We start from the raw sequence: 22,690 nt of genomic DNA on the forward strand, positions 1-22,690 counted from the left end.
GACCTCAACTCACCTATCAATTCAGATACACGAAATAGCCACTAGAATGGCAAGAAGAGTCCTTGAAATGTAACATAAAGCCATCCAGTCATGTCTAAATCGAAAATATTATCCATGTTAAGAGGCAGGTGTGTCAGGACAGGATATCTCATAATACAAGGCATCACTTCAGAGGAATTATTAAAGGACGAAAAATATCAATGTTTAGTTTTTTTGGTATAGTTGCAGCTGTTGTTTTTATTTTAAGGAATCAAGAAATAAAAGATTTTATTGATAAATTTTTTATCCGAAGCGATGCTGCCTCTAGTGGACGTATTGATATCTGGAAATTGGGTTTAGATATATATACTGATGGAAATCTTTTGTGGGGATCCGGATTTTATACTGCATTGGATATTGCTAAAAATAAAGGTTTAGAAGTAAATCAATTTCACAATTTTTTTGTAGAAACATTAATTAATGGTGGTCTTTTTGAGCTTGTATTAGTTCTAGCTTCTCTTGTATATACATTATATGCTGTTGTAAAGAGTCAAAAGTTGAACAAAGATATTAAAAACATCTATTTCTTTTCACTTATAGCTTTAACTGTTCTTTTATGTGTTGAAAGTGTCAGTTTTTATGGACTAGGATTTGTTGAAACCGTAAATGCTATAGTATTTATTACGATCCCGCTTTTAATGTCGAACTCAAGTGATTTAAATATAAGTTTTAATAGTACCACAAGAGTACAGTAGTAATATATTCCTTTTGATATTTGTTAGTCTTTCTGATTGATCCGAAGGGCATTTTTTTCAGATGTTTTTATTGAAATTTGACCTCAAATCAAATTTTTAATAATTCTAAAATTGTTGAACTCATCTTAACACAAGTGTTGAATAGTCCCAGAATAGTGGGTAATCAACTGGGAGGATGCTTTAAAATATAGGTTTACGGCTGTTATTATCATTTGAAGTGGTATCTTTCAAATGATAAGTTGTGACAAGCTTTATTGAAACGATCGATTAATGGTGCTTATATCGCATAGAAAAAGAGTTGAATAACTGCTCTTTTCCAATAAGTTTAATGGTAATAAGATAAGTTGAAGAATGAGTATTTTTTTATTGTGTAAATTGATTGAAGCGAACTTAACTAGCCATGGTCCAAATTATTTTTTTCGTGGTGTATCAAGGATTTGCGTCAATATTAGATTGTTATTTATCTATCACGTTCCGTGGTGGTGTGTATAGTTAATGGTTACATAGTAGCGTATCCATCAAACGCGTAAATTTTCTTGCGGTATAGACACGAGCGCTCCTTTATGTTTTGTAACCTCCTTACATATGCTTTAATAAAAAGTTTTAAAACCAGGAAGATATTTTTTGCAGAGTTGGAAACTTCAACTGAGTAATATCTATAATAGCGATTTCCCTTTTTTTGTCAGAGGTGTATTTTGTGACTGGATAATATTAACTACAGATATAGCTTATGTGTTGGCAAAATATCAATCAACTCTTCACTCTCTCCATCTGCACAAATAAAGCTCATTACCTGTTAGTAAAGAAATAATTTTATATCTTAAATGATTGGCAATAGATTGTTTTGGAAGAACAAAGTAAGGTTGTATAGTCCAATACATTTCACAATTTTTACATTTGTAGCGCTGCTTTTTTAATTGCATAACCATCGGCATATGGTTTTATTCATCAAAACGTATGGTAGTTTTTTTCTTCCCATTTCTTACAATTATCGTTTTATCATCACTGTCTTTCACTGTGGATCCACATGATTTACAAGCTTGCGGGCAAGGAGATAGCGTTGCGTTGATCACTGAATGAAGCGACCTCCAAAAGTTAGACCAAAAAATCTGACTTTTGGAGGTCGCTATTTTTATGGCAAAATATAGTTTTAAATTTAAGCTAAAAATCGTTCATGAATATCTTGAAGGAAAGGGTGGATACCTCTATCTCACGAATAAACACGGAATTAAATCGAGTGGGCAGATACGCTATTGGTATCAACGGCACCTTTAAAATGTAGGAAAGGGGGTGCGGACGTTTTCCTGCACCAAAATTTTATAAAATACCTAATTTCTTACGATAATCTAATGGACTTAATCCGCCCAATGAACACTTGATTCGCTTTTTGTTGTACCAAAGAATGTAGTTATCTAAATCAGTGATAAATTGATCAATAGATGTCGACTTCCAATCCTGCCCATAAAAGAATTCATTCTTGAGGCGCCCAAAGAAGCCTTCACAAGCAGAATTATCTGGAGAATATCCTTTTTTTGACATTGAACGGACTAAACAGGCTTCTTTCATTCGTTTGATCCAACCTGGCCAACGGTAATGTGCGCCACGATCAGAATGAACAATTGGAGAATCCTTTGGATTTAATGTGGCAATAGCGTTCTCTAACATTGAATTGACCATATCTGCATTGGGTTTTGTGCTAATTGTCCAACTAACGATAGCTCCATCAAAACAATCAATCATTGGAGAAAGATAGACCTTCCCAGAGGGAATATGAAATTCTGTAATATCAGTAAGCCATTTCTTGTTTGGTTGGTCAGCTTTAAAATCACGTTTTAAAAGGTTCGGAACAGCAGGAGTAATTTCTCCTCCATAAGAATTGTACTTTCTTAATCGAAGTGATTTCACCTTTAATTTCTCTTCAGTCATAATGCGACGTACCACTTTTTCAGATAAAGTAATTCCTAATAACTTAAGCGAACAATAAATACGACGATAGCCATATCTTCCTTTATTGTCATGAAATAATTGCACAATTAAGGAGCGTTCTTTTAAATATTTGTCTGGGATAGCTAATTGTTTCCTGTGATAGTAATAGCTACTTTTGAGCAAATCAAGAATTCTTAATAGCTCAATTACGCTATATTTGGAGCATAAGGCATCAATCACTTGTGTTTTCTCGTTGTTTGTCAATACAATTGGATAGATTCCAGGCTCTTTTTTTATTAAATCAGACGCCTGTTCTAAAATTTCTTTTTCTAAGCGCAGTTTGTATACTTCACGTTGAAGGATATCTCGTTCCTCTTTCAACAATTTGATTTCAGGAGTAACATTCATTTGCGATTGATTTAGCAGAGAGTGAACGAGTGCACAGGGCTAGGACAGCAGCTTCTTTTTCTTGTTTTGTATAGTGTATCGAATTTTGACGAACTTTACGAGTAGATGGAGCGTATTCTTCCACCCATTTTCGTAAAGTAGTTTTATTTGGATAGCCAAACTTTCGAATTGTACGTGCATAACATTGCCCATAATCTAAATAATGATTCACAGCAACTTCTTTTTGAACAAGCGTATATTTCCAAGAAGTACGTTGATATTTTTTGTGCAGCTTATCTGAAGATTGAAATTCTCTAATCCATTGTCTGAGGGCACCAACAGAAGGATATCCAAGTTTTTTAGTTATAGCAGCCAATGCTTGATCATATTTAAAATATAAATCAACAGCTTTTTTCCGTTCTTCATATGTGTACATGAGACGTCCTCCAAACTTATTTCAGTCCAAGTTTTTGTCCGCATGCCCTGCATTCATATGTGCAGTAGGTTTGCTATAGTGTGGACATTTTGACGTAATCATCTATTTAATTTACCCGAGGTGATAGTCTTAATATAAGGGAAATTCCGTCAGCTCTCTAAATAAAGCGTCTGTATACCTACATATATCAATGGGTATCGTCAAAAGAGCAAATAGTAGGAGTTGAGTCGAAATGTCTACTTATCGGTATAGGGAAAACTACATAGTAAATCATTTTATGATACACCAGTCCCGTAAATTATAGAACCACTAAAAAATGATATTGGCTATATTATGAAATTATTCTACCTACGATTTATTTTTATTTATTTTATTTTTATATAAAAAAATGAAAATATAATACTGGATTTGAGAATTCATAGCAATAGGTAGGATATATTATTAATTTGAACAATTAGAGAAACAAATAAACTAAGTATAATATAGAAACTTAACGAGTTGAGGACACAGCTTCTAGATATGTTCTAAATAACAACTTGGATAATAATACTGTTAAAGATAGGGAATCATCCTTCACATGTAATGAAGTGTATTTCACAAACAGGATGAAAATTTCTTCTTCAAGTAAAAATGAGAAAATTGCTGAAATGATGGTGATAATAAAACAAAATATAATGAATGGCGTTCAAAAGGGGGAGTAAAGTTTGACAGTTCAAAGTGATTTGGCTGGTGCAAGCGAAAAAGCAACGGCATTAAAAATTGCAACAGATAAGTTAATCCAACAAACGAGTATAACCAATGATACACAAACAACAGTATCGGGGAATAGTAACGCCCAAGAGGTGATTACTACAGCACAGGAAACAGCAACAAAGATAGCACAGGCGGTTTTTACCGCTTCAAATAACCTACAAAGCGTGGCAGAAGATTTCCAAGCATTGGATGTAAATACTGCAAATACAATGTTTTAACAAATGGGTGGTGTTAAAAAAATGAGGAGTTTAGATGAGATTCAAAGAGAAGAAAAGCAATTATATTTAAAGGAAGAAACAGTAAGTAGTGAAGCCCGTCAAGTAAGACAGGTCAAAGAAACTTATGCAAAACATTTCTATGAAGCACGGCATTTTTTTGATAAGCTTTGTTATCAATTTGATAACAGTGAACAAGGATATTTTTATAAAACACTTTTTGAGGCATTTTCTCAGCAGTCACAAAAAGTCATGAGCTATATAGAAGAAGATGAACAGGAATTACATAGGCAAAAAAAGAAAATATCTAATCAATTAGAGGATATTCTCTACGAAAAAAGAAAAGAATTAGCGAAGGAGGATGATAAATCATGAGTATTGATATGTATGTGTCATCCTCCCAAAATCAAGCAGCAAGTGTTTCAACGATGTGCAAAACACAAATAGAAGGATATAATGATTTGCAAAAGGCAATTACAGTTTTTGTGATATCAAGTCCGTTTTTAAGTGGTAAAACTTATGATTCTGCGAAAGCATATTTCCAATCAGTGCTCTACCCATTGGCTCAAGGTGGTATTTTACTTTCGGAAGCAGTAGAAAATGCAGTGAAAACATTTCCAGAAGAATATATAGCTCAGGTAGATAGTGGGGATTTAAAGCAATCTGACTTAGAAGAAAAAATAAGCCAAGTAAGTGGTTTGTTAAATCAAGCAGAAGATATTCGTAAAGCATTAATCTCTTCAAAAATGCCTGCGATTTCAAAACTATTTCAATTAACTGCTAATTCAATAATAATAGGGGTATACAGTGATGCTAAACAAAAACTAGAGGATCAATTACAAAAATTATTAGCATTTAATGCAAGTTCACCAGCAATTTTTTCAGAAATATCAAGTTTACAAAGTGCAATTGATCAAGGTTTATCACAAGCAAGTAGCTCATGGAATGATGCAACAGGAACGTTTACAGTTCCCAGTGATTCATCCTGGAAAGATACGATAAGTGAAAAATGGGAACTCTATCAAGACAATTTGCTTGGGATTGATGAAAACAAGAATAAAGAATTAGAAAAGTATAATGTCTACGCTGTAATCTATACAGATATGGATGGAAATCCCAAAATTTCATGGCAAATAGAGGATAAAAAAACAGGTTATGGTATAACTAATCCGAGCTTATATAGATATTTATCAAAAGCAGGGAATTATCTTGATTCTGATTTAATTCAATTTATGACCTACGAGGTATATAATGAAAAAATAAAAGATGGTTGGAGAAATGGTGTAAATTATGTAACCGGAGAAAAGTTGAATCCAGTTTTAAGTGGAATTGTTGCAGGTTCACAGTATGTAGAAGATGGATACACATGGTTAAATGAATCTGAATTAGGTCAAGTAATCCAAATTCTAGGATTTACTTATGCTTCGTATCGTCTGATGACCTCTTCCAGAAAAACAACAGTAGGTACGTCGGAGAACGCCAGTGAAACTAAAGTTACTTCTGTCTCTAATAAAAAGATTAATGATTTGCCAGATAATGTAAAGAATTTATATAAAACTTATGAAAAAAATGAGTGGGAAGGCAATATGCAAGGACAAACACCTGGTACAAAAGCTGGTGGTTCATATAAAAATCGTGATGGAAAATTACCGAGTGCTGACAAAGGTGGCAATCAAATATCTTATGAGGAGTTTGATGTTAATAATAAGTTACCTAATGCGAAAAGAGATTCTGAAAGATTTGTTAAGGGTAGTGATGGCAGTATATATTATACCAATGATCATTATAACAACTTTTTAAAAATTAAATAGAATAGAGGAATAATCATGATAGAAAATAAAATTTTAAGAGTGAATGAAAACGAAAGGTTAACTTTAGAAAATGATTCGAAACAGAATAATTGCTATATTGTCAATATTCAAGGCAATAATATTCAAACAAAAAAAGAGTTTCTTGAATTAATGAAAAAAAAATTTGAATTGCCTGATAGTTCTGGATGGGATTCTTATACAGATTGGATGACTGATTTGAGCTGGATCGATAATCAATGTTTTTGCATTGTGATTGAAGATTATGCAAATTTCTTAAAAAATGATGCTGAGGCTAAGAAAATTGTAATAGAAATTTTTGAAGAAGATATCCTACCTTATTGGCAAAAAGATGTGATGAAAACGGTTGTTGATGGAAAACCTCGTTTATTTAATGTGTATCTAGTTGAATAGAAAATTTAAACAATACTACTCCATCCAATTTGTATGATTATTTATCAGGAGTGATTTCATTCCATCAGTTGGTTTCTATATTATTTGTAACTGATAAAAATACCTCGAATATTAATCATCACAAGCCCTATGGGAATAATGGAAGCCCAAGGGATAAGTGTAGTACATGCACACTGATAAGTATAAACATATTACTTATGAACTGCTTGATCGTAATAAAGAGTTCTAGGGATGAATACAAGAAATCAAATTGGATTTCACTATCGTTTATGGTAAAAAAATAGCATATATTGAATTATATTTTTCTTGAAATAATAGTATTTAAAATGGGATGAAAGACTTGAATCAGCACTATTATCAAAGAACTGACCTAAAAAACTGAGAATAGTTTCACAAAACTTGGAATATAGTACTTGCATATTATGTGCCTTGAATAGTGTGAATAATCACATCCGAGCTAGGCTGCTCTTGACCAATTGCTTGAAGAAAAGAATCCAATTTGATCTTTATGGACATTTTGACATAATCATCTACTTACTTGTTTCAAGATGATAGCCTTAAATTGGATTGGCCCAAAAGCATTGAATTTAGATGGCACCTTTAATGTTAAAAAAACAAACAAGGTATTAAAAAGAACTGATTTTTCAAAATTACTAGATACAAATAATTACAGCTATTTTTTTGAAAGAAAAATTATAAAATTAAATTGATTGTTTAGAGGATTGAGTATTGAGTTTACCGATTTAGCAGAATTTAACGAAAAATTTATCCAAAGCTTGCGAGAAAAGCCTCAAAATGAGTCGGAATTGAAATATGGAAAAAAATGATGGGGCAGAGAAATAAAGTATTAATTTTAGCAGTGATGCTAATTATAGTTTGTTTTTCTTTATTTAAAAATCCAGTTACTGAGTATATTAAAATAAAAAATGATAATAACGAACAGCTTTCAAAAAAATTCATTCAGTTAAAGTATAGTTATCTTTGGAATGAACAATCTTTTGGACTAGTTGGAGATAGCAGCACTAATGAACATACTGTAATTACATTAAAAAAAAGACAAATTACGAGTATTAAATCATCCTTTTTCTACATCAGACAAAATTTTTTTGAAATATTATATAAAGAGAATGAACCAAGTATATCAGTATCTTTCGACTTAACAAATAATGATGCTACTTATTATTATCAAAAAGATTCAGCTTCTGATGTAAAGTATTTTTCAATTAATGATACAGCAAGTGAAGCTTTCATAGAAGAGACAAGTCATTTATCAATTAGTAATATTATTAAAGAGATTGAAAGGAATCAAATGCAGTTCCTTAATGGATTGAATTTTGTTAAAGAAAAAAATTAATTGAACTTCAATCAGACATAAAATTTCATTTCACTTTTTTCTTCATAATAACGATTATAAGTATTGTTCTACTTACGCTGTTTTTATATATTAAAATATAAAATAATACTCCATGTATCAATAGTTTAATCAATTGGTACATGGAGTATTATTTAAAGTCAAAGATTTTGTAACTTCTATAGGAAATGGGTCGTATAATGAAGGAAGAGCGATACTACAACAGCAATATACAGATGTTACTAATGGTGGTTCATATGAAGATATAAGTAAAGAGAAACAAAAAGTGTTTGCAGAATTTTTATTGAATCTGCTCAATTGGAAATACTTCAATGAAGTAGGTTGGTCTATGAAAAAATGGATGACGAAAAGATGATTTCAAGGCTGATTTTTATGAATAATCTGTTTTTTAAATGATAAGAGGGAACAGCAACTTATTAGAGAAAATTTGAGAGTTTCTGGTTACCTCTTTTTTTATTGTTTTTGGAAAAGGGATCAGCAACCAGCTGGATCAAAATGTAGGTTTTAGAACTTATCAGAGAGTCCAGATTACTGACAAAAAGTTCAAAATCTATCATGAATGCCATAATGAAGATGGACCATTGTCTTACTTCATGGTGTACTGAAATTAACGAGTCTTTCCTAAAATAACAGGCGAATGAAGTACTGTCCGCAAACGCTGGTTTATTTCTCCGCAATAACCATCTGATGATAGTTCGATCTCCAATTTATAGGAATAACAAACTTTAAAATACATTTTCAAGCTTGTCTTGAAGGGCAATGGAAAATACTATTCAAAAAGCAACGTTATTAAAAGATACCCTTCCGTAGATTGCGGATCTAAAGGTTCCTAAAAAGCTACTGAAAATGCTTTTATAAGAAAGTAAATCCAATCGGTCAATACCAATAAAATTCTATTAGCGTTATTTTAATATGTAAAATGAGCGATTTACTCATTTAGACTTTAATATTAAAAAACAAAAACATGGAAATTATTTCTGGAAATATTTTGTTTATCCTTCTTTATTGGAAAAAAATCTGTGTGAAAAATACAATTTGATATATATCATAGGTGTTGTTCTTCCAACATTTATATAAATGAGTACATGTTGACTATTTCTTTATTACGATAATGATGACGAAAAATAAAATCACAGATTTCGTTTTTTTTTATTGTACGGTTTGAGATTATTATGATATATTTATTCAAGGGAATTGAATTCTCATTTTTTTATTGTTATTGATTGAAAAAATGTTTATATCAGCATCAATTTCACATTGATTCCCCGATAAAAAGGTTATGTGGTATAAGAGGCTTGCCTCTTTTCCAAATTTTAAAAAAAGGAGGTCCAGCGAATGAAAAAAATTGTTAGTGTGTTAGTTGCGTTTGTGGTATTTCTTTCTTTAGCGGTTCCAGCTCAAGCGGCGGAAGGCGCGATCACAAATGATGAACAGCGTATCTTGACGGCACTCGACCAAGGCGTTACTGTAGGTGGCAAAACGTTCAATATCACAGCTACGGATAGAACACAAGCTGAAAACTACTTGAAGCAAAAAGAGTTAACCACTGCTCAAGTAGATGCTGTTGTATCAAATATCGAAGCTGCACGTGCATTAGCCGCAGCCCAAAATGTTGATGTAACGAATATCAATAGCTTACGTGAATTATTGGCAGCTTTCCCAGCAGATGTTGTTGCACAATTGAAAGACTATGTCTTAGCAGCAGCTGATGTATTGGGATTGAGTGTTACTTTCGGTCCTGGTTCAGTGTCGATCGTTGATACTGCAGGTTCTGACAGCGTAACTTCTGGCGGCAGCAATCCTGTTTATACTACAGGAAGTGCTGTGAAACAAACTGGCGTTTCTTACGTAGCAAGTATTGCTACAGTAGGCGCGCTACTAGTACTCGCAGCAGGTGCGTTTGTAGTAGGCAAAAAGTCTAAACTTGCGTAATGTGCGAAAACTATTGAAGAGAATAGGGGCAATGATCATTGCCCCTATTGTTTTCTTGATCATAGGCTACTCACTCATGTATGTGATTGGCAAACCTGTCATCCAATTTATTACATCTTCGGTGGATATCATTTTATTGAATGAAGCCCCTAATTTTGAATTTATTGAAGCTGCTGAAATCAAAGTGGCGGATAATGAGCAATTAGATACAGATGAAAACAATGAATTGCCTTCTAGTACTGTCGACTATCCACGTGGTGGGACACAATATGGGAAGGTGAAAATTGATGCGTTAAAGATGGATGTGCCATTATACTTTGGTGATTCTGCCGAAATTTTGCGTTTAGGCGCTGGACAATTTATGGGGTCTGTCTTCCCAGGAGAAATGGGCACCACATTGATTGGTGGCCATAATACCGATACATTTGGGAAATTGATTGGGATTCAAGACGGCACAGAAGTAGAAATACAGACCACTTATGGCAATTATGTCTTTAAAGTTGTGTCTGAGGAAGTCAAAAATAAAGCGGATGCTGACATTCAAACATTGATCGAACAGCGTGATGAACGGATTCTATTGCTTTATACGTGTTACCCAATTGATAGTTATCAATTAGGGTTGACGGATGAGCGCATGTTTGTGACATGTGAATATGTGTCAGGTCCAATCATCAATGAACAGACTTAGGAGGGATAAGTTGAATAATCAAAAATGGGTGGCAAAACTACCCAAAATCATACTTGCCTTTGTCTGTTCATTGTGTTTGTTTTCTTTATTGGTTTTGGGTGTGTTGCGGGCAACCTTGTTTAATCAAGAATTTATGGTGGATCAAGTCCATGACACCAAGTATGCCGAAACGATCGCCAAAGAAATCAACACCAATATAACAGATATCGGTTTGGCGAGTAATATACCTGCTGAGGTTCTTTCAGAGGTCGTACCGGCGGAAGTCGTGCAACAAAATGTTGATAGCTATATCCGCGGGATCTATACAGATGTGCCCTTTAACTTGATTGGCACCGACCAGATCGAAGACAACATGGATCAAGCCGTCGCCAAATATGCGGAAGAACAGAATATCACCATTTCTGAAGAAATGACGGCGAATCTGACGTATATGAAAGAATCAGCCATCTCGATCTTTGACCAATATGTCAAATTGCCTTATCTGCTTACCTATGGCCATAAAGTCATGCAGTTTGATGATACCTTGATTCTGCTGTTCATCGTTACAGGGGTGGTCTTTTTGCTGCTGCTGATCGGCACAATGATGGTCATTGGCAAATGGTGGCATCGGCGCCTACGTTATGGTGCCTATATCTCTGGTGGTGCAGGATTGATGCTGGTGGTGGTGCCAATGCTCATCTATACCGGCGGTTATATTGAACGCATCGCCATCAACTCAGAAGCCATCTATCTATTCTTGACCAGTTACTTGACAGATTTTATTCTGCGCTTTGTCTGGGTCGGTGTAGGGATGATCGTTCTTGCGGTGATCTTATGGGGTGTCAGTGAACCATTGCGTGTCAAAATGAGAAATGCGATAAATCATTAGGAAAGTGGAGTCATTCATGGAAGAAACTATTAGCTTAGAAGAATTATGGTCCATCTTTAAAAAACGCTTTGCCATGATTTTAGTCAGTACCTTGTTGGGTATTGCTGTCGCGGGTGGGGTTACCTTTTTCCTGATCACCCCGATGTACTCCTCTGCGGCTGAATTGATCGTTCAAGCAAAAGCAGAAGAAAATACCAATCTACAATCTGACATCAGTGGCAATGTTATGTTGATCAATACATATAAGGATATGATTAACGGTGTGTTGGTAATCAAAGAAGTACAAGCCCAACTAGCAGAAGAAAAGAATTACTCGTATAGTGTGGCACAACTGAAAGAGGCCATTTCAGTAGAACAATCGCAAAATTCGCAAATGTTCCAGATTGTCGCTACCTCTGACAATCCCGTTGTGGCGGCTGACATTGCCAATACAACAGCCAATGTCTTCAAAGAAAAAGCCGGCGAAGTCCTAGATGTAACGAAAGTCACGGTTACGTCTGAGGCAACGATCCCGTCGTCACCAATTTCGCCAAATGATAAGCTGAACTTGGCTATTGGGTTGGTGATTGGCTTGATGGTTGGTGTTGGTTTGGCCTTCTTATTGGAATTGCTGGATAAAACAGTCAAGGATGAAGAGTTTGTCTCAGAAACATTGGCGTTGCCAGTGATGGGGGCCATCACTGAGATGTCACGTAAAGAGTTGCATGAAGGCTTTGAGGTAGATCTATTCAAAGCTTCAAGGGGAACAGAACATAGTGCAGAAGACGATGCGCCGTCACGACGCACGAGAAAACGGGTATAAGGGGGATCTGTCATGGCAAAGAAAAATACGAATTTGTCGCCAGTATCTCTGATGACTGTCGCCAATACCAATTCTGTGATTGCAGAACAATTGCGGACGATTCGTTCCAACATCAACTTCTCCTCTGTTGATAAAGAGTTACAATCAATGGTCATTACTTCATCTGGCGCGGGAGAAGGGAAATCAACGACTTCCGCCAATCTAGCAGTGGTCTTTGCCAATAGCGGCAAACGCGTCCTGCTAGTCGATGCCGATTTGCGCAAACCGACGGTGGCGTTGACCTTTCGCTTACCGAATCACCGTGGGTTAAGCACCTTGATCGCCGACCGTGAAGGACAACTGGAACAGCATATTCAAGAAAGTGGTGTCGAGAATCTATCCATCTTGACTAGTGGACCGATTCCGCCAAATCCATCAGAATTGTTGCAATCCCAACGGATGACGGATCTTATTCCGGAGTTGACTAGGCAATTCGATTTGATCATTTTCGATATGCCGCCGATCGGTGTAGTAACAGATGCACAAATCTTAGCTTCTAAAACCGATGGTACCTTGTTAGTCGTCAGAGAAAGAAAGACCACCAAACAAGGCTTGATCAAAGCGAAGAAATTGTTGACCCTAGCCAATGCGCACTTGATCGGTGTGGTTTATAACGGTGTTAAGAAGGGGAATGCGGATAATTATTATTATTACGCATAGGAGATTAGGTGATGGCCGATCCATTTCATTCTCTTATAGACATGTTTGCAAAAGACCAAATCGGACAAAAATGTCTGATTTGGTCTTTTTTTGTATGACTGAAAGAAAGTTTGTTGTTAAGAATAAGACGGAAGGCATTTAGAAGAGACGTTAACGACCGCTATCATGTAAGACCATGATTGAAAGCAAAAGAACCAGAAATTTATCTGGTTCTTTTTGCGTTGTGCTTATGGTTCACTTACGCGTTCCTCGGAACTTTGTTCTGCATTCATAGGAATAAATGGGTGAGTGAGGGGGACCAGCGAGATCTCTTTCAGTGCGTTTGTGATAGATTTCAATATATTTTTCCATTAGTTTGCCGCGCTTACTTGGGATATCTGCATAGCTAATGTTCTCGATCACTCTGGCGATGTCCTTAGAATAGGACAAGTTTAAATATTCATAGAGACTCATGTCTTCTTGAACGATCGTAGAGGTAAAATCTCTCTTCATGATGCCGTGGGTCATAAAACTGTTGTACATATTGTTTCTTATGCTTCGGGACTCAATGGGTGAGCGAAAGCTGAGCTTGTTGAACAGATGGACAATGGTTTCGTGGGGACGGGTTGAAATGTCAAGGATACTAGCAGGATTGAGCCAAATGGTTTTGGGACTTTGGGCGTTGGTTAAAGGAAATAGACTGTATTCGCTGTTGGCAATCGGTGTCTTGTAATGTCTCGTTGCAGAATGTTCCCGCAACAGCAGATTGATGGTTTCTTTGTAGATAGACTGATCGAAATGGTGATAGTGACTCAATATCATTCCGCTAATGGTGGAGGAGCGATGGGCAATCAATGCCATACTGTCTTCATAGATCACTAGGCAATGTTCATAGTTATAATACGCAAGGGGAAGAATCAGGGAAATCGATTGGTCAAAATGAACTTGAGGTGTCGGTGACAACGATTGATCGAAGGAATCAGCAATTTCTGTGGAAAGTGGCAGCAGCAAGTGAGGCAGCAGTTCTTCAACAAGTTGACTGTAGTACATTTTTTTGCACATGACATCACTCCTCAATAAACTTTATCTTAACTATAAAAGACCTCACGTTATTTTGCAATAAATAATCAAAATTTATTATAAAAATGCAGAATTCAGATTATTTTAAATTCTTTTTGTCTGTTACGCTTAGGGTACCGCGCGGAAACAATCGTAAAGGAATGGATGATCGATGGATGCAGAGAAACTGATCAAGGATTATGAAGCTTTATTTCACAAAGTGTTGATGCGGGCAGGTGTATTTCGCAGTCATGCTGATTATGAGGATTATTTGCAAGAAGTACGGATCTTGTTTTATCAACGGACACAAACCTACGAGGATGAAGGCTCATTTCGCGTAGCTAACGAGATTGGCTATTTGTTTCATTTTTTGCTATGGCGCGTGATTGATCTGCAACGAAAACAAACCCGACAGAACAAAGCAATACCGGTATTGTTGGCACAGACTGAACCGCCAATGGATGAACCACATCATGTGATCGAGCATGATCTTTTGTTCTTGCAGTTTTGGCAGCAATTGTCAAATAAGGAACAAATGATGTGGGTGAAATACCACAGTCGATCCGAAAGTAAGCAGAAGCGTTACTATTATCGGAAGCAATTGCAGGCGGCATGGGAGAGGTTTGTTGGTGGTGAATAGAGGTGGGAATCTCTGGATTTCCTCTATTTGTAGTTGGTTCATGGGGCACAATGGTTTATGATGGAGATGCGTACAAAAGTCACGGATGTGATAACGGTTCGTTTGAATAGCAAAGGGTTTGGAGGGGGCGGTTTTGTTGAAAAAAGCATTATTCATCTTTTTGTATATATTGTGGCGTGGTATCGCCATCAGAGGTATTCCTTCTGATTATGCACCATATCTAATGAGCTACCATCAATTAGGAGCCAAGGTATTGCTGGTTGGCATGGGCTTCATTCTTTTCCATAAATACTTATGGAGAAGTCTAAAAAGTATCCATCTGCTGGAGCAAATCAAAATATGTCTTGCCGTCCTATTGGGGATTATATTGACCATTGGATTGATCAATTTCATTCTCTTTCATAACAGCAATCCATTTGTCTTCAATTATCCGGTAGCAGAAAGAACGCCTCAGTTTGTCTTTCTCGCATTGATCGTTGCCCCTATTTTTGAAGAATTATTTTATAGATATTCCATCATCTATCTTGGTAAAAAACGGTGGTTGCGTAGACTGAGTGTGGCAGCCAGTCCGCTGTTCTTTGCCTTGAGTCATATGGCCAATGTGGGTGGCAATCTCTTTGCCTTGTATCCTTTTTTGGTTATTGGCATATATCTGACAATGGCTTATTTGTGGAAGAAGAATATTTGGACATCCATTTTTGCTCATATGGCGTATAATCTAACGGTGATGATATTGGCAGTGGTTATGGGTTAGCTCAGGTGATTATTTCTTTCATTTGGTCATATTTCTTTTGCTTTGTTCGTTTATTTGACATGAATCTGAAAACTTGCTATAATTCAAGTGTAGGTAAAAGGTGCTGGTAACACCTCTTACAAAACTGCTGCGGCAGTGGATATGTGGTAGCTTAAAGGATTATTCCTTTAAGCTTTTTATTTTGTTCGCAATCTCGGCGATCATGTTGATGATCGTCAAGATTGCTAGTATATTTTGCAACATACTATTTCAGCAAGATGTACAATTTAGGTATATTTCTTCTAAATTTTTCAAAACTTTGACATGAATCTGAAAACTTGCTATAATTCAGGTGTAGGTAAAAGGTGTTGGTCCACCTCTTACAAAACTGCTGCGGCAGTGGATTTTGGGTTAGCTTAAAGGATTATTCCCTTAAGCTTTTTATTTTGTTCGCAATCTCGGCGATCATGTTGATGATCGTCAAGATTGCTAGTATATTTTGCAACATACTATTTCAGAACGTAACCTTTCCCATTCCACTGTGATTCATTGGCATCCCTCCTTACAACCAATGTTTTACCCAAAATGATTGGAAGGTTGAAGGGGACACCACGACCGAGCACAACTACACCTGAATGATAGCAATAATTTATATCATTATATCATATTTTTTTTGATTTTAATGATGGAAATATCGATATTTTTAAATGCTTATCGTGAAAAGTGAATCCAAGAAAAGCCTCAGACTGAAGTAATTACGTCAGTTTGAGGCTTATTTATTATCTTTAGTCAATTTCATTAATTTATTGTTTGCAATAAGCACCTGCATAACTAAACCAAAAAAAATACAAGCTAGGATTTTATTTCTGGATGTAAAAAAAATAAAGCAATCACATCAATCAATAACGCAACCAATGGATTTAAAAAGACCACTGTATATAGTACATTCATCACATATACAGGAGCATACTTATGTTGGTTGGCCTTGATGGTGTATATCGTTAAAAAAGCTTAAAGGAAGATCAACATTCCTTTAAGCTTTTTTCTATATATCTGCTAGACATTTTTTGCCAGTAAACCCTGTATTTATAAGAAAAGTCTTCCAAACCAATCAACGTACATAGATCAAAGAATTGCATGACCTTGTTCCTTCCTTCCTCAGTATCCCCACTAAGATAACGCAATAAGCCCTCCAAATAAAGACATAAACTATGACCAAAAAAATCTCTGATTTCTAATGATTGTTTGAAGATAGATAGATATCTTTCAGCATCTGAAAGGTAGTTGGTATTGAGACAAACCAAAATGGCATTGATCAATATTCGATTATAAGGCGAATTATATCCGTTGGAAGGGGTATAGATCGTCTTCTTTCTAATCAAATGATTAACGATGGTGATCAATGTTTCGATGGGAATGGTATCCATGATTTCTGTATAAATTTTCACTTCATAACTTGTCCAATTTTCGATGGACATCAAGATATCTATGATTTCTGAGGTATCGACTGCGGGCGTTTCGTGTAGTTCTAATCTAGAGATAAATAAGTCGATGATCTTTGGCATGAAGGCATAGGCTTGTTCACTGTATGTGACTTGATCGGTTTCTTTTAATTGTTTTAAACCAGCGATGTTTCCAGTATGGAAGAGATTCGATATCTTCGTCCACAACTGCTGGTCTTCTGATTCTTGATAATTATTATGAATGAACATAAATTCATCAAAATTCATATTCAGCTGATTGAGAAGCGCCAAAAAAATCGATACAGTCGGTTCGCTGATATTTCTTTCTATCCGGCTGTAGTAACTCAACGTGATGATGCCTTCACAGACATCTTTTTGCTTGATACCTTTCTCTTCACGGATCCTTTTCAAAGTCGAACCAAAATGCATAAAAAAATCCTCCGTGTTATTTAATTTTATTGACTCTAATTGTGTGGTTGTGTGCAAAAGTAGGTCGAAATTACTTGTTCGAACTGTTGCTCATTATATCTTCTTGCTTCAGTGTTTGAAAGCGTAGGATGTGAGGCTTTGAAAAAAATTAATGACCTATTGTACTAATTTTGAAACATTATGATTTTATCATGTTATATATAGAAGGTGGCAGATTCAAATAAGTGTCAGTTTATAATAAAAAAATATCATTTTTAGATGAATAAATTCGACTATATCAGCCTTTATATAGGTTTTCATCATCAAGTGGTACGTTTGCCAAAATTGGTTATCCTCTTTTTTTTGAAAAAAAACAAAAAAAGAAGCAAGAAAAAATGACCGTTTTCATATACTTATAGGCGTAACACAGTGTGCGCTGCCAAAAAAATAATTGTTAGATAGGAGGGATCATGTGAAACGAATCATCACAGCATTGCTTGTATTTCTTTTAACATTGGGGCCGCTTTTTTCATATGCAAGCGTAGCAGCACAAGCAGTGAGTGTTACTGAATCAAGTGAACAAGCGGTTGAATCTGCCCATGAAACAGGGACATCGTCAGATCCGTCAGAGAGTCAGCGTGTTTCAGAACAAGAGGAGCCAGAAGCGGTTACTGTCTCGACTGCGACAGAAACAACGACAGAAACAACATCTGAGGAATCAAGTTTTGAAACCACAACTTCCACAATGGAAACAACTGATTCATCGGTGGAAACAGAAGAAGTCAGTATTTCCTTTCAAACGACAAATGCACATCCTTTCAGCAATGGCAAAACGAAAGTACAAGTCAATTTGAACAAGGGACAAATGCTCAGTTTAGAAGATTTGCCTCGATTTGTGCAGGAAGACAATTTTGAAGGCTGGTCGATAGAAGACGTCAAATATAGTTCTGAAGAACTGATTGCATTGGCCATACAAAAGGACTTAACGATCACTGCAGTTTTCAAAGCAGCGATCAAATCCCGCGCTGCAAATAGTTCGCTGGCTGAAACGTCAATCAAAGATATCGTTGCCGAAGCAGATAAAACAAGCGTGCTTGCAATACCTAGTCCAAAAGGTGATGGTGCGGCCTATGCAACGTATGCCAATTCTGTAGATGGCGTGCGGCTAGCGTTGTTTGATATGTATCAAAATGGTTCTGGTCAAGAATTTGCGCTGTATCTTGGTTCTGGTACAACTACATTGAATTTAACCTCATTGGTATCAAAAACCATCCCGAGTCCAGTTGATCAAACCAACATGACGTTTTCTGCCTTGCAGGGCAAAGTAAGTCGGTTGATCTTGACCGGTCACTCAGATGACCCAATCACGGATGCGACAAGTCTGACGACGGGGAGTCGAACTGTTGCCTTTGGGACGAATGCCTACTTTGGCTCTGATATCGTGGTGCGCAACTTGAACTACACTGGCTCTAACTTATATATGAACGGGCATAGTTTGTCTTTAAATGGGGGATCGACGGGCAATGGGTTTTCCATTTATGGAGGAAGTGATACCGGTGATGTGACTGGTAACCCAACGATCACGATCAATGCCACAGGATCGAGTACATGGAATATTTACGGTGGCAATCAAAGCGGTGGTACGTTGACTGGCCACTCCTCCATCATCATTAACAACACAGTCGGCGGAATCCGTACGATTGTCGGAGGGGCCAATATTGGTACCATTGATGGAGACACCAGTGTTACGATCAATCGGTTGAACGGGGCACTGGATAATTATTATGGCGGTGGCTTGGGCAGCAATGTATCCAATCCAGCGAATGTGACAGGAAATGTGTCAACGACGATCAAAACGACGAATACCAATTTCTTATTGAACACTTATGTCGGTGGCGTCCAATATGGACGCATCGGTGGAACAGTCAACAACAATGTTTCAGGCGCAGGCGGTTGGTCAGGTACAGGCAATCGATTTATTGGCGGGTCTTTTTACGGAGATATTGGATCAGATGCGTCTAAAGACGCAGTGACCACCGTCCTTGATGTGAGTGCGTATACGTCTGGTCGTAGTGACTTTGAAGGTGGGAATCGGTATACCGGCACCATTACCGGCAACATTGTAAATTCGGTGAAAGCTGGACCTAGCGCAAGTGTGGGCGGCATTGGTGATTTTAATGGTGCAGGAGGGAATAACGTTAATACCCTTTCTCAAAGTTCAATAGGTGCATCCAATACGACGACGTATGACAATTATACGCCTGCCCAACGTGCGGCCTTGGCTGAAGCTGCGGCAAACTTTAAAGTATATGGCAATGTCACTTCTCATTTAGTCAGCGGTTCTTTTTCGAACGGTGCAAATTATTATACGACAGCAGCTGGTCGAGGCGGCTACATCGAAGGAAACACAACGATTGAAGTTGGCACAGTCACAACAGATGGCAGTCCTGGCGGCGAGGGGATTGCCTACACTGGGTCAAGACCGTCTAATCTAGAATATTCAACAACGAATAAAACACGAGGCAATGCCACTAGTTGGGATATTGTTGGTGGCGGTGGCTATCCAGGTACCGCTTGGGATATCTACATCAAAGGCAATACCAAAACAATTTTGAATAACACGGTCGCGCGATGGACCTATGGTGGATCTTTCTCGGGTGTGATTGAAGGAAATAGCTCAAACACATTAAATTCAGGCATCGTCGATACACTTGAAGGCACGGGGTATACCGGACGTAGAGTGTACGGAAATGGCGAAACCACTGTCAATAATGGACAAGTCGATTGGTTCTTATCTGGTGGTGGCTGGGATGATTTGCTTGTCACCGGTGATGTCGCCGTTACCGTCTACGACGGCGTGATCAATGCGTCGTTAGGGGCCTCATACGGTGTTGCTGCTTCTCATACGATCAATGGCAACTCCAACAATCGCGTCTTCGGCGGTAATTTCTCAGGGACGCCACGGACAGGATCCAATGGATTCTCTGGCGGTGTCACGAATAACGGAAGGTTATTGGGTAATGCCAGCTTAACGTTAGATTTGAGAAATTATGAGGGTACGTTTGCGTTGCCATCGGGGACGTATATTTCTGGCGGCAATCCATACAATAGCACGAATATTGTTGGAACAGATGCGTCAAATACGATTACCTTGAATATATTCACGAAACCAGGCTCAGATGCCTTGAACGGCGCTACGGTATACGGCGATGGCGGACGAACTGCCAGCAATACGCGAAGTGGCAATATTTATATCAATATTCAAGCGGAAGGCTCAAGTATTGGCAACTTGTACACCACATATTACTCGAATATTTCAAGCAATCAGATTTTGCGGAATGTCGAGATGCGTATTCAAGGAGCCAATAGCATCAATGGGATTTCCGGTGGGAATGCATCGGATAATTTGACCAATACGATCGTTGCGAACAGCAGCAATCAGATAAGTATGAATTTTGGGGAAAATGTGGACGGGTCGAATCATTATCAAACCGATCCAATGTCGATCACAGGCCTTGGCGTTGTCAATTTTACCGAATTGACTGTGACCAATGGCATCAAGTTGATGGCCAATGGGGGAGATATCAAGAACGGTCGCTCAGCAACAGCGACCAATCATGGCACGACGTATCATCAATTTGGCGCTATTCATCTGTCAAAAGATGCAGGCATTGGCATTTCTTCTGCTTCAAATCTGATTTCAGGAGCCAAACTGACTGTGGAGGACGAAGGCACGATCGAATCTCCGCCTGGTACTGGCCGCATCAATATCTCGGATTTTGACACACCGAATCCAGAAAAAGATCATTTGACATGGATGAAAACAACGGCCAATGATCCATCATCACGTGTCAACAGCAGCGGCACATGGTTCGGTGATGTGGTGGCATATCAAGTCTTGACGGTCAATCCAACCAAGACAAATGCCAGTACCATTACACCAGTCAACTTTAGCGGTATTGAAAAAAGTACCGGTAAAACATTTATTGGCGACAATGATGTGACGCAAGCGTCGAATGGCTATGGAATAGCGATCCCGGGTTCAATCATTGACTATGAGGTGGAAAATCCGGGAATAGCCAATGGCGCAGGGACGATCAGTCACAATGTATCAGGTGTGAAAGCAAACAATGCACCACGTACACTCACTGCTTGGGGAACCGAGCAAGAGAATACGCCTGTTCAAAAAGGCCGCTTAATGATCCCTTATACCGGAAGCAACTTGCCGACATTGACCTTCACCCCAGAAACAACAGACACTGGTTCATGGTTTTACGAAGGAAACGTCAAATCAAGTAAAGTCAATAGTGAGAACCAGGTGTTGGCAGAAGAGGATACATCTAAACCGGTTGAATGGACCAGTCAAGATGGAGAATACAGTTATACGGTTACTGTCCGCTATTCCAATAAAGCACAAGTCCGTGCACGTAATGTTATTATCACAGAACAAGAAGCTGAAACAATCACAAAGGATGAAGCCTTAACTTATCTCGAAGCAAGTGGCCGACCATTCTTCACAGACGATTTGACGGATGAGGCCCTTGCGCAAATCAGTGCACCGCTTGGGGAAGCTGTGTATCGGAAGCACGCACTGACGTTTTCTGCAGGAGAAAGTGCAGAAAATCAAGCGGAAACCACCGTCAATTTGGTGGTTGTGAGAAACGAAAGTGTCTACGCACAAGACCGTCAATTTGCGGTCTATGCAAAAGATGTCCGCTTGACGTTGCCAGAGGCAGCATCGTTGACAGATGAAAAAGATCTGGCGGCGTATACGGAAGCGACAACGATTTTTGCAGATGATCGAGAGAATGTCTTACCTGACGTTTCGGCAGAGGCCTTTGCAGCGATCCAACAAGCCACAGAAGATGAGTTGTTGAAAAATGTGTCTACAGGCTATCGCTATGCCATAGCAGACCAACTGGCAGAGAAAACAGTCAACGTGGCGATAGCAGGCGAATTGATATTGGCTAGCGTGCCGGAGCGCTTTGATTTCGGTAAGCAAAAAATTTCCACTGCCAATCAAGACTACTGGCCGACAATTGCAGGTGATCTAGCCGTGAAAGACACCCGGGGATCCGAACGCAGTGCATGGCGCTTGACTGTCAAGGAGCAGCAGCCATTAACAAATGGTTCGGATCAGCTGACCGACGTCTTCCGGTATGTGAAAGATGGCGAAGAACAGATCATCAATGCAGAGGAAGTGATCGTTGAAGAAACCGAGATGGCAGCCAACGGCACCGTTGTGGTCAACCAGCAATGGAACGAGGAAAACGACGAAGGAATCAAGTTAACTGTGCCTGTCCAGCAGCAAACAGTGGGTGCCTATAACGGTACATTAAGTTGGCAATTGGTTTCGGCACCTGAAAACCCTTAG

At 37.9% G+C, this 22,690-nt stretch carries 17 protein-coding genes and 2 pseudogenes; 15 read left to right on the forward strand and 4 right to left on the reverse strand.

Annotation, left to right across the window (positions count from 1 at the left end; all coding sequences use genetic code 11):
• Positions 1 to 128: 128 nt before the first annotated feature.
• Positions 129 to 734, forward strand: a complete 606-nt coding sequence (locus AEQ18_RS02360; RefSeq protein WP_268760909.1) for an O-antigen ligase family protein — start codon at positions 129 to 131, stop codon at positions 732 to 734.
• 724 nt (positions 735 to 1,458) lie between these two features.
• On the opposite strand, the pseudogene AEQ18_RS15875 reads toward AEQ18_RS02360, so the two are convergent.
• Positions 1,459 to 1,807, reverse strand: a pseudogene (locus AEQ18_RS15875) (ISL3 family transposase); the annotation flags it as partial.
• 244 nt (positions 1,808 to 2,051) lie between these two features.
• Positions 2,052 to 3,483, reverse strand: a pseudogene (locus AEQ18_RS02365) (IS3 family transposase).
• A gap of 704 nt (positions 3,484 to 4,187) precedes the next feature.
• On the opposite strand from AEQ18_RS02365, the gene AEQ18_RS02370 reads away from it, so the two are divergent.
• The 11 genes from AEQ18_RS02370 to AEQ18_RS02420 all read left to right on the forward strand — a co-directional run bounded on the left by AEQ18_RS02370 (position 4,188) and on the right by AEQ18_RS02420 (position 13,034).
• Positions 4,188 to 4,454 (forward strand): TIGR04197 family type VII secretion effector, encoded by a 267-nt coding sequence (locus AEQ18_RS02370; protein WP_054114768.1) that lies wholly within the window; start codon positions 4,188 to 4,190, stop codon positions 4,452 to 4,454.
• A 3-nt stretch (positions 4,455 to 4,457) separates the two neighbouring features.
• Positions 4,458 to 4,826 carry a DUF3958 family protein gene (locus AEQ18_RS02375; RefSeq protein ID WP_235505470.1) on the forward strand — a complete coding sequence of 123 codons (369 nt, stop codon included), beginning with the start codon at positions 4,458 to 4,460 and terminating at the stop codon, positions 4,824 to 4,826.
• Positions 4,823 to 6,262 carry a ribonuclease domain-containing protein gene (locus AEQ18_RS02380; protein ID WP_054114770.1) on the forward strand — a complete coding sequence of 480 codons (1,440 nt, stop codon included), beginning with the start codon at positions 4,823 to 4,825 and terminating at the stop codon, positions 6,260 to 6,262. The genes AEQ18_RS02375 and AEQ18_RS02380 overlap by 4 nt, the downstream gene beginning before the upstream one ends.
• A gap of 15 nt (positions 6,263 to 6,277) precedes the next feature.
• Positions 6,278 to 6,673 (forward strand): barstar family protein, encoded by a 396-nt coding sequence (locus AEQ18_RS02385; protein WP_082348579.1) that lies wholly within the window; start codon positions 6,278 to 6,280, stop codon positions 6,671 to 6,673.
• Between the two features lie 826 nt (positions 6,674 to 7,499).
• Positions 7,500 to 8,027, forward strand: a complete 528-nt coding sequence (locus AEQ18_RS02390) for a hypothetical protein (protein ID WP_054114771.1) — start codon at positions 7,500 to 7,502, stop codon at positions 8,025 to 8,027.
• A gap of 133 nt (positions 8,028 to 8,160) precedes the next feature.
• Positions 8,161 to 8,400, forward strand: a complete 240-nt coding sequence (locus tag AEQ18_RS02395; RefSeq protein WP_054114772.1) for a hypothetical protein — start codon at positions 8,161 to 8,163, stop codon at positions 8,398 to 8,400.
• A 980-nt stretch (positions 8,401 to 9,380) separates the two neighbouring features.
• On the forward strand, positions 9,381 to 9,977 hold the full coding sequence (locus AEQ18_RS02400; RefSeq protein ID WP_054114773.1) for a hypothetical protein: 597 nt from the start codon (positions 9,381 to 9,383) through the stop codon (positions 9,975 to 9,977).
• A gap of 31 nt (positions 9,978 to 10,008) precedes the next feature.
• Complete coding sequence (locus AEQ18_RS02405; RefSeq protein WP_054114774.1) at positions 10,009 to 10,665, forward strand: class D sortase; 657 nt, start codon at positions 10,009 to 10,011, stop codon at positions 10,663 to 10,665.
• 10 nt (positions 10,666 to 10,675) lie between these two features.
• Entirely contained in the window at positions 10,676 to 11,533 is an 858-nt protein-coding gene (locus tag AEQ18_RS02410) for a hypothetical protein (protein ID WP_235505471.1), read from the forward strand.
• A 16-nt stretch (positions 11,534 to 11,549) separates the two neighbouring features.
• Complete coding sequence (locus tag AEQ18_RS02415) at positions 11,550 to 12,335, forward strand: YveK family protein (RefSeq protein WP_054114776.1); 786 nt, start codon at positions 11,550 to 11,552, stop codon at positions 12,333 to 12,335.
• Between the two features lie 12 nt (positions 12,336 to 12,347).
• Positions 12,348 to 13,034, forward strand: a complete 687-nt coding sequence (locus tag AEQ18_RS02420) for a CpsD/CapB family tyrosine-protein kinase (protein WP_054114777.1) — start codon at positions 12,348 to 12,350, stop codon at positions 13,032 to 13,034.
• A 234-nt stretch (positions 13,035 to 13,268) separates the two neighbouring features.
• Here AEQ18_RS02420 and AEQ18_RS02425 read toward each other — a convergent pair whose 3' ends face one another.
• On the reverse strand, positions 13,269 to 14,075 hold the full coding sequence (locus tag AEQ18_RS02425; protein WP_054114778.1) for a competence protein ComK: 807 nt from the start codon (positions 14,073 to 14,075) through the stop codon (positions 13,269 to 13,271).
• A gap of 169 nt (positions 14,076 to 14,244) precedes the next feature.
• Here AEQ18_RS02425 and AEQ18_RS02430 point away from each other — a divergent pair, with 169 nt between their 5' ends.
• Both AEQ18_RS02430 and AEQ18_RS02435 read left to right on the forward strand, forming a co-directional pair.
• Positions 14,245 to 14,712: an RNA polymerase sigma factor gene (locus AEQ18_RS02430; RefSeq protein ID WP_054114779.1), complete on the forward strand. Its 468-nt coding sequence runs from the start codon at positions 14,245 to 14,247 to the stop codon at positions 14,710 to 14,712.
• Positions 14,713 to 14,848: 136 nt separating this feature from the next.
• The gene (locus tag AEQ18_RS02435; RefSeq protein WP_054114817.1) at positions 14,849 to 15,466 is read left to right on the forward strand and encodes a CPBP family intramembrane glutamic endopeptidase; all 618 of its coding nucleotides are present in this window, start codon (positions 14,849 to 14,851) and stop codon (positions 15,464 to 15,466) included.
• Between the two features lie 1,001 nt (positions 15,467 to 16,467).
• Here AEQ18_RS02435 and AEQ18_RS02440 read toward each other — a convergent pair.
• Complete coding sequence (locus AEQ18_RS02440; protein WP_054114780.1) at positions 16,468 to 17,337, reverse strand: helix-turn-helix domain-containing protein; 870 nt, start codon at positions 17,335 to 17,337, stop codon at positions 16,468 to 16,470.
• Positions 17,338 to 17,788: 451 nt separating this feature from the next.
• Between AEQ18_RS02440 and AEQ18_RS02445 the strand changes: the two genes are divergently transcribed.
• Positions 17,789 to 22,690 (forward strand): hypothetical protein, encoded by a 4,902-nt coding sequence (locus tag AEQ18_RS02445; protein WP_054114781.1) that lies wholly within the window; start codon positions 17,789 to 17,791, stop codon positions 22,688 to 22,690.

This window comes from Enterococcus sp. RIT-PI-f, assembly GCF_001297065.1.
GTDB lineage: Bacteria > Bacillota > Bacilli > Lactobacillales > Enterococcaceae > Enterococcus_D.

Coding starts and splice junctions, on each gene's coding strand:
- AEQ18_RS02375 (WP_235505470.1), top strand. CDS start 4,458: ATGGGTGGTGTTAAAAAAATGAGGAGTTTAGATGAGATTCAAAGAGAA.
- AEQ18_RS02415 (WP_054114776.1), top strand. CDS start 11,550: ATGGAAGAAACTATTAGCTTAGAAGAATTATGGTCCATCTTTAAAAAA.
- AEQ18_RS02390 (WP_054114771.1), top strand. CDS start 7,500: ATGGGGCAGAGAAATAAAGTATTAATTTTAGCAGTGATGCTAATTATA.
- AEQ18_RS02425 (WP_054114778.1), bottom strand. CDS start 14,075: ATGTGCAAAAAAATGTACTACAGTCAACTTGTTGAAGAACTGCTGCCT.
- AEQ18_RS02400 (WP_054114773.1), top strand. CDS start 9,381: ATGAAAAAAATTGTTAGTGTGTTAGTTGCGTTTGTGGTATTTCTTTCT.
- AEQ18_RS02380 (WP_054114770.1), top strand. CDS start 4,823: ATGAGTATTGATATGTATGTGTCATCCTCCCAAAATCAAGCAGCAAGT.
- AEQ18_RS02405 (WP_054114774.1), top strand. CDS start 10,009: ATGATCATTGCCCCTATTGTTTTCTTGATCATAGGCTACTCACTCATG.
- AEQ18_RS02430 (WP_054114779.1), top strand. CDS start 14,245: ATGGATGCAGAGAAACTGATCAAGGATTATGAAGCTTTATTTCACAAA.
- AEQ18_RS02385 (WP_082348579.1), top strand. CDS start 6,278: ATGATAGAAAATAAAATTTTAAGAGTGAATGAAAACGAAAGGTTAACT.
- AEQ18_RS02440 (WP_054114780.1), bottom strand. CDS start 17,337: ATGCATTTTGGTTCGACTTTGAAAAGGATCCGTGAAGAGAAAGGTATC.
- AEQ18_RS02420 (WP_054114777.1), top strand. CDS start 12,348: ATGGCAAAGAAAAATACGAATTTGTCGCCAGTATCTCTGATGACTGTC.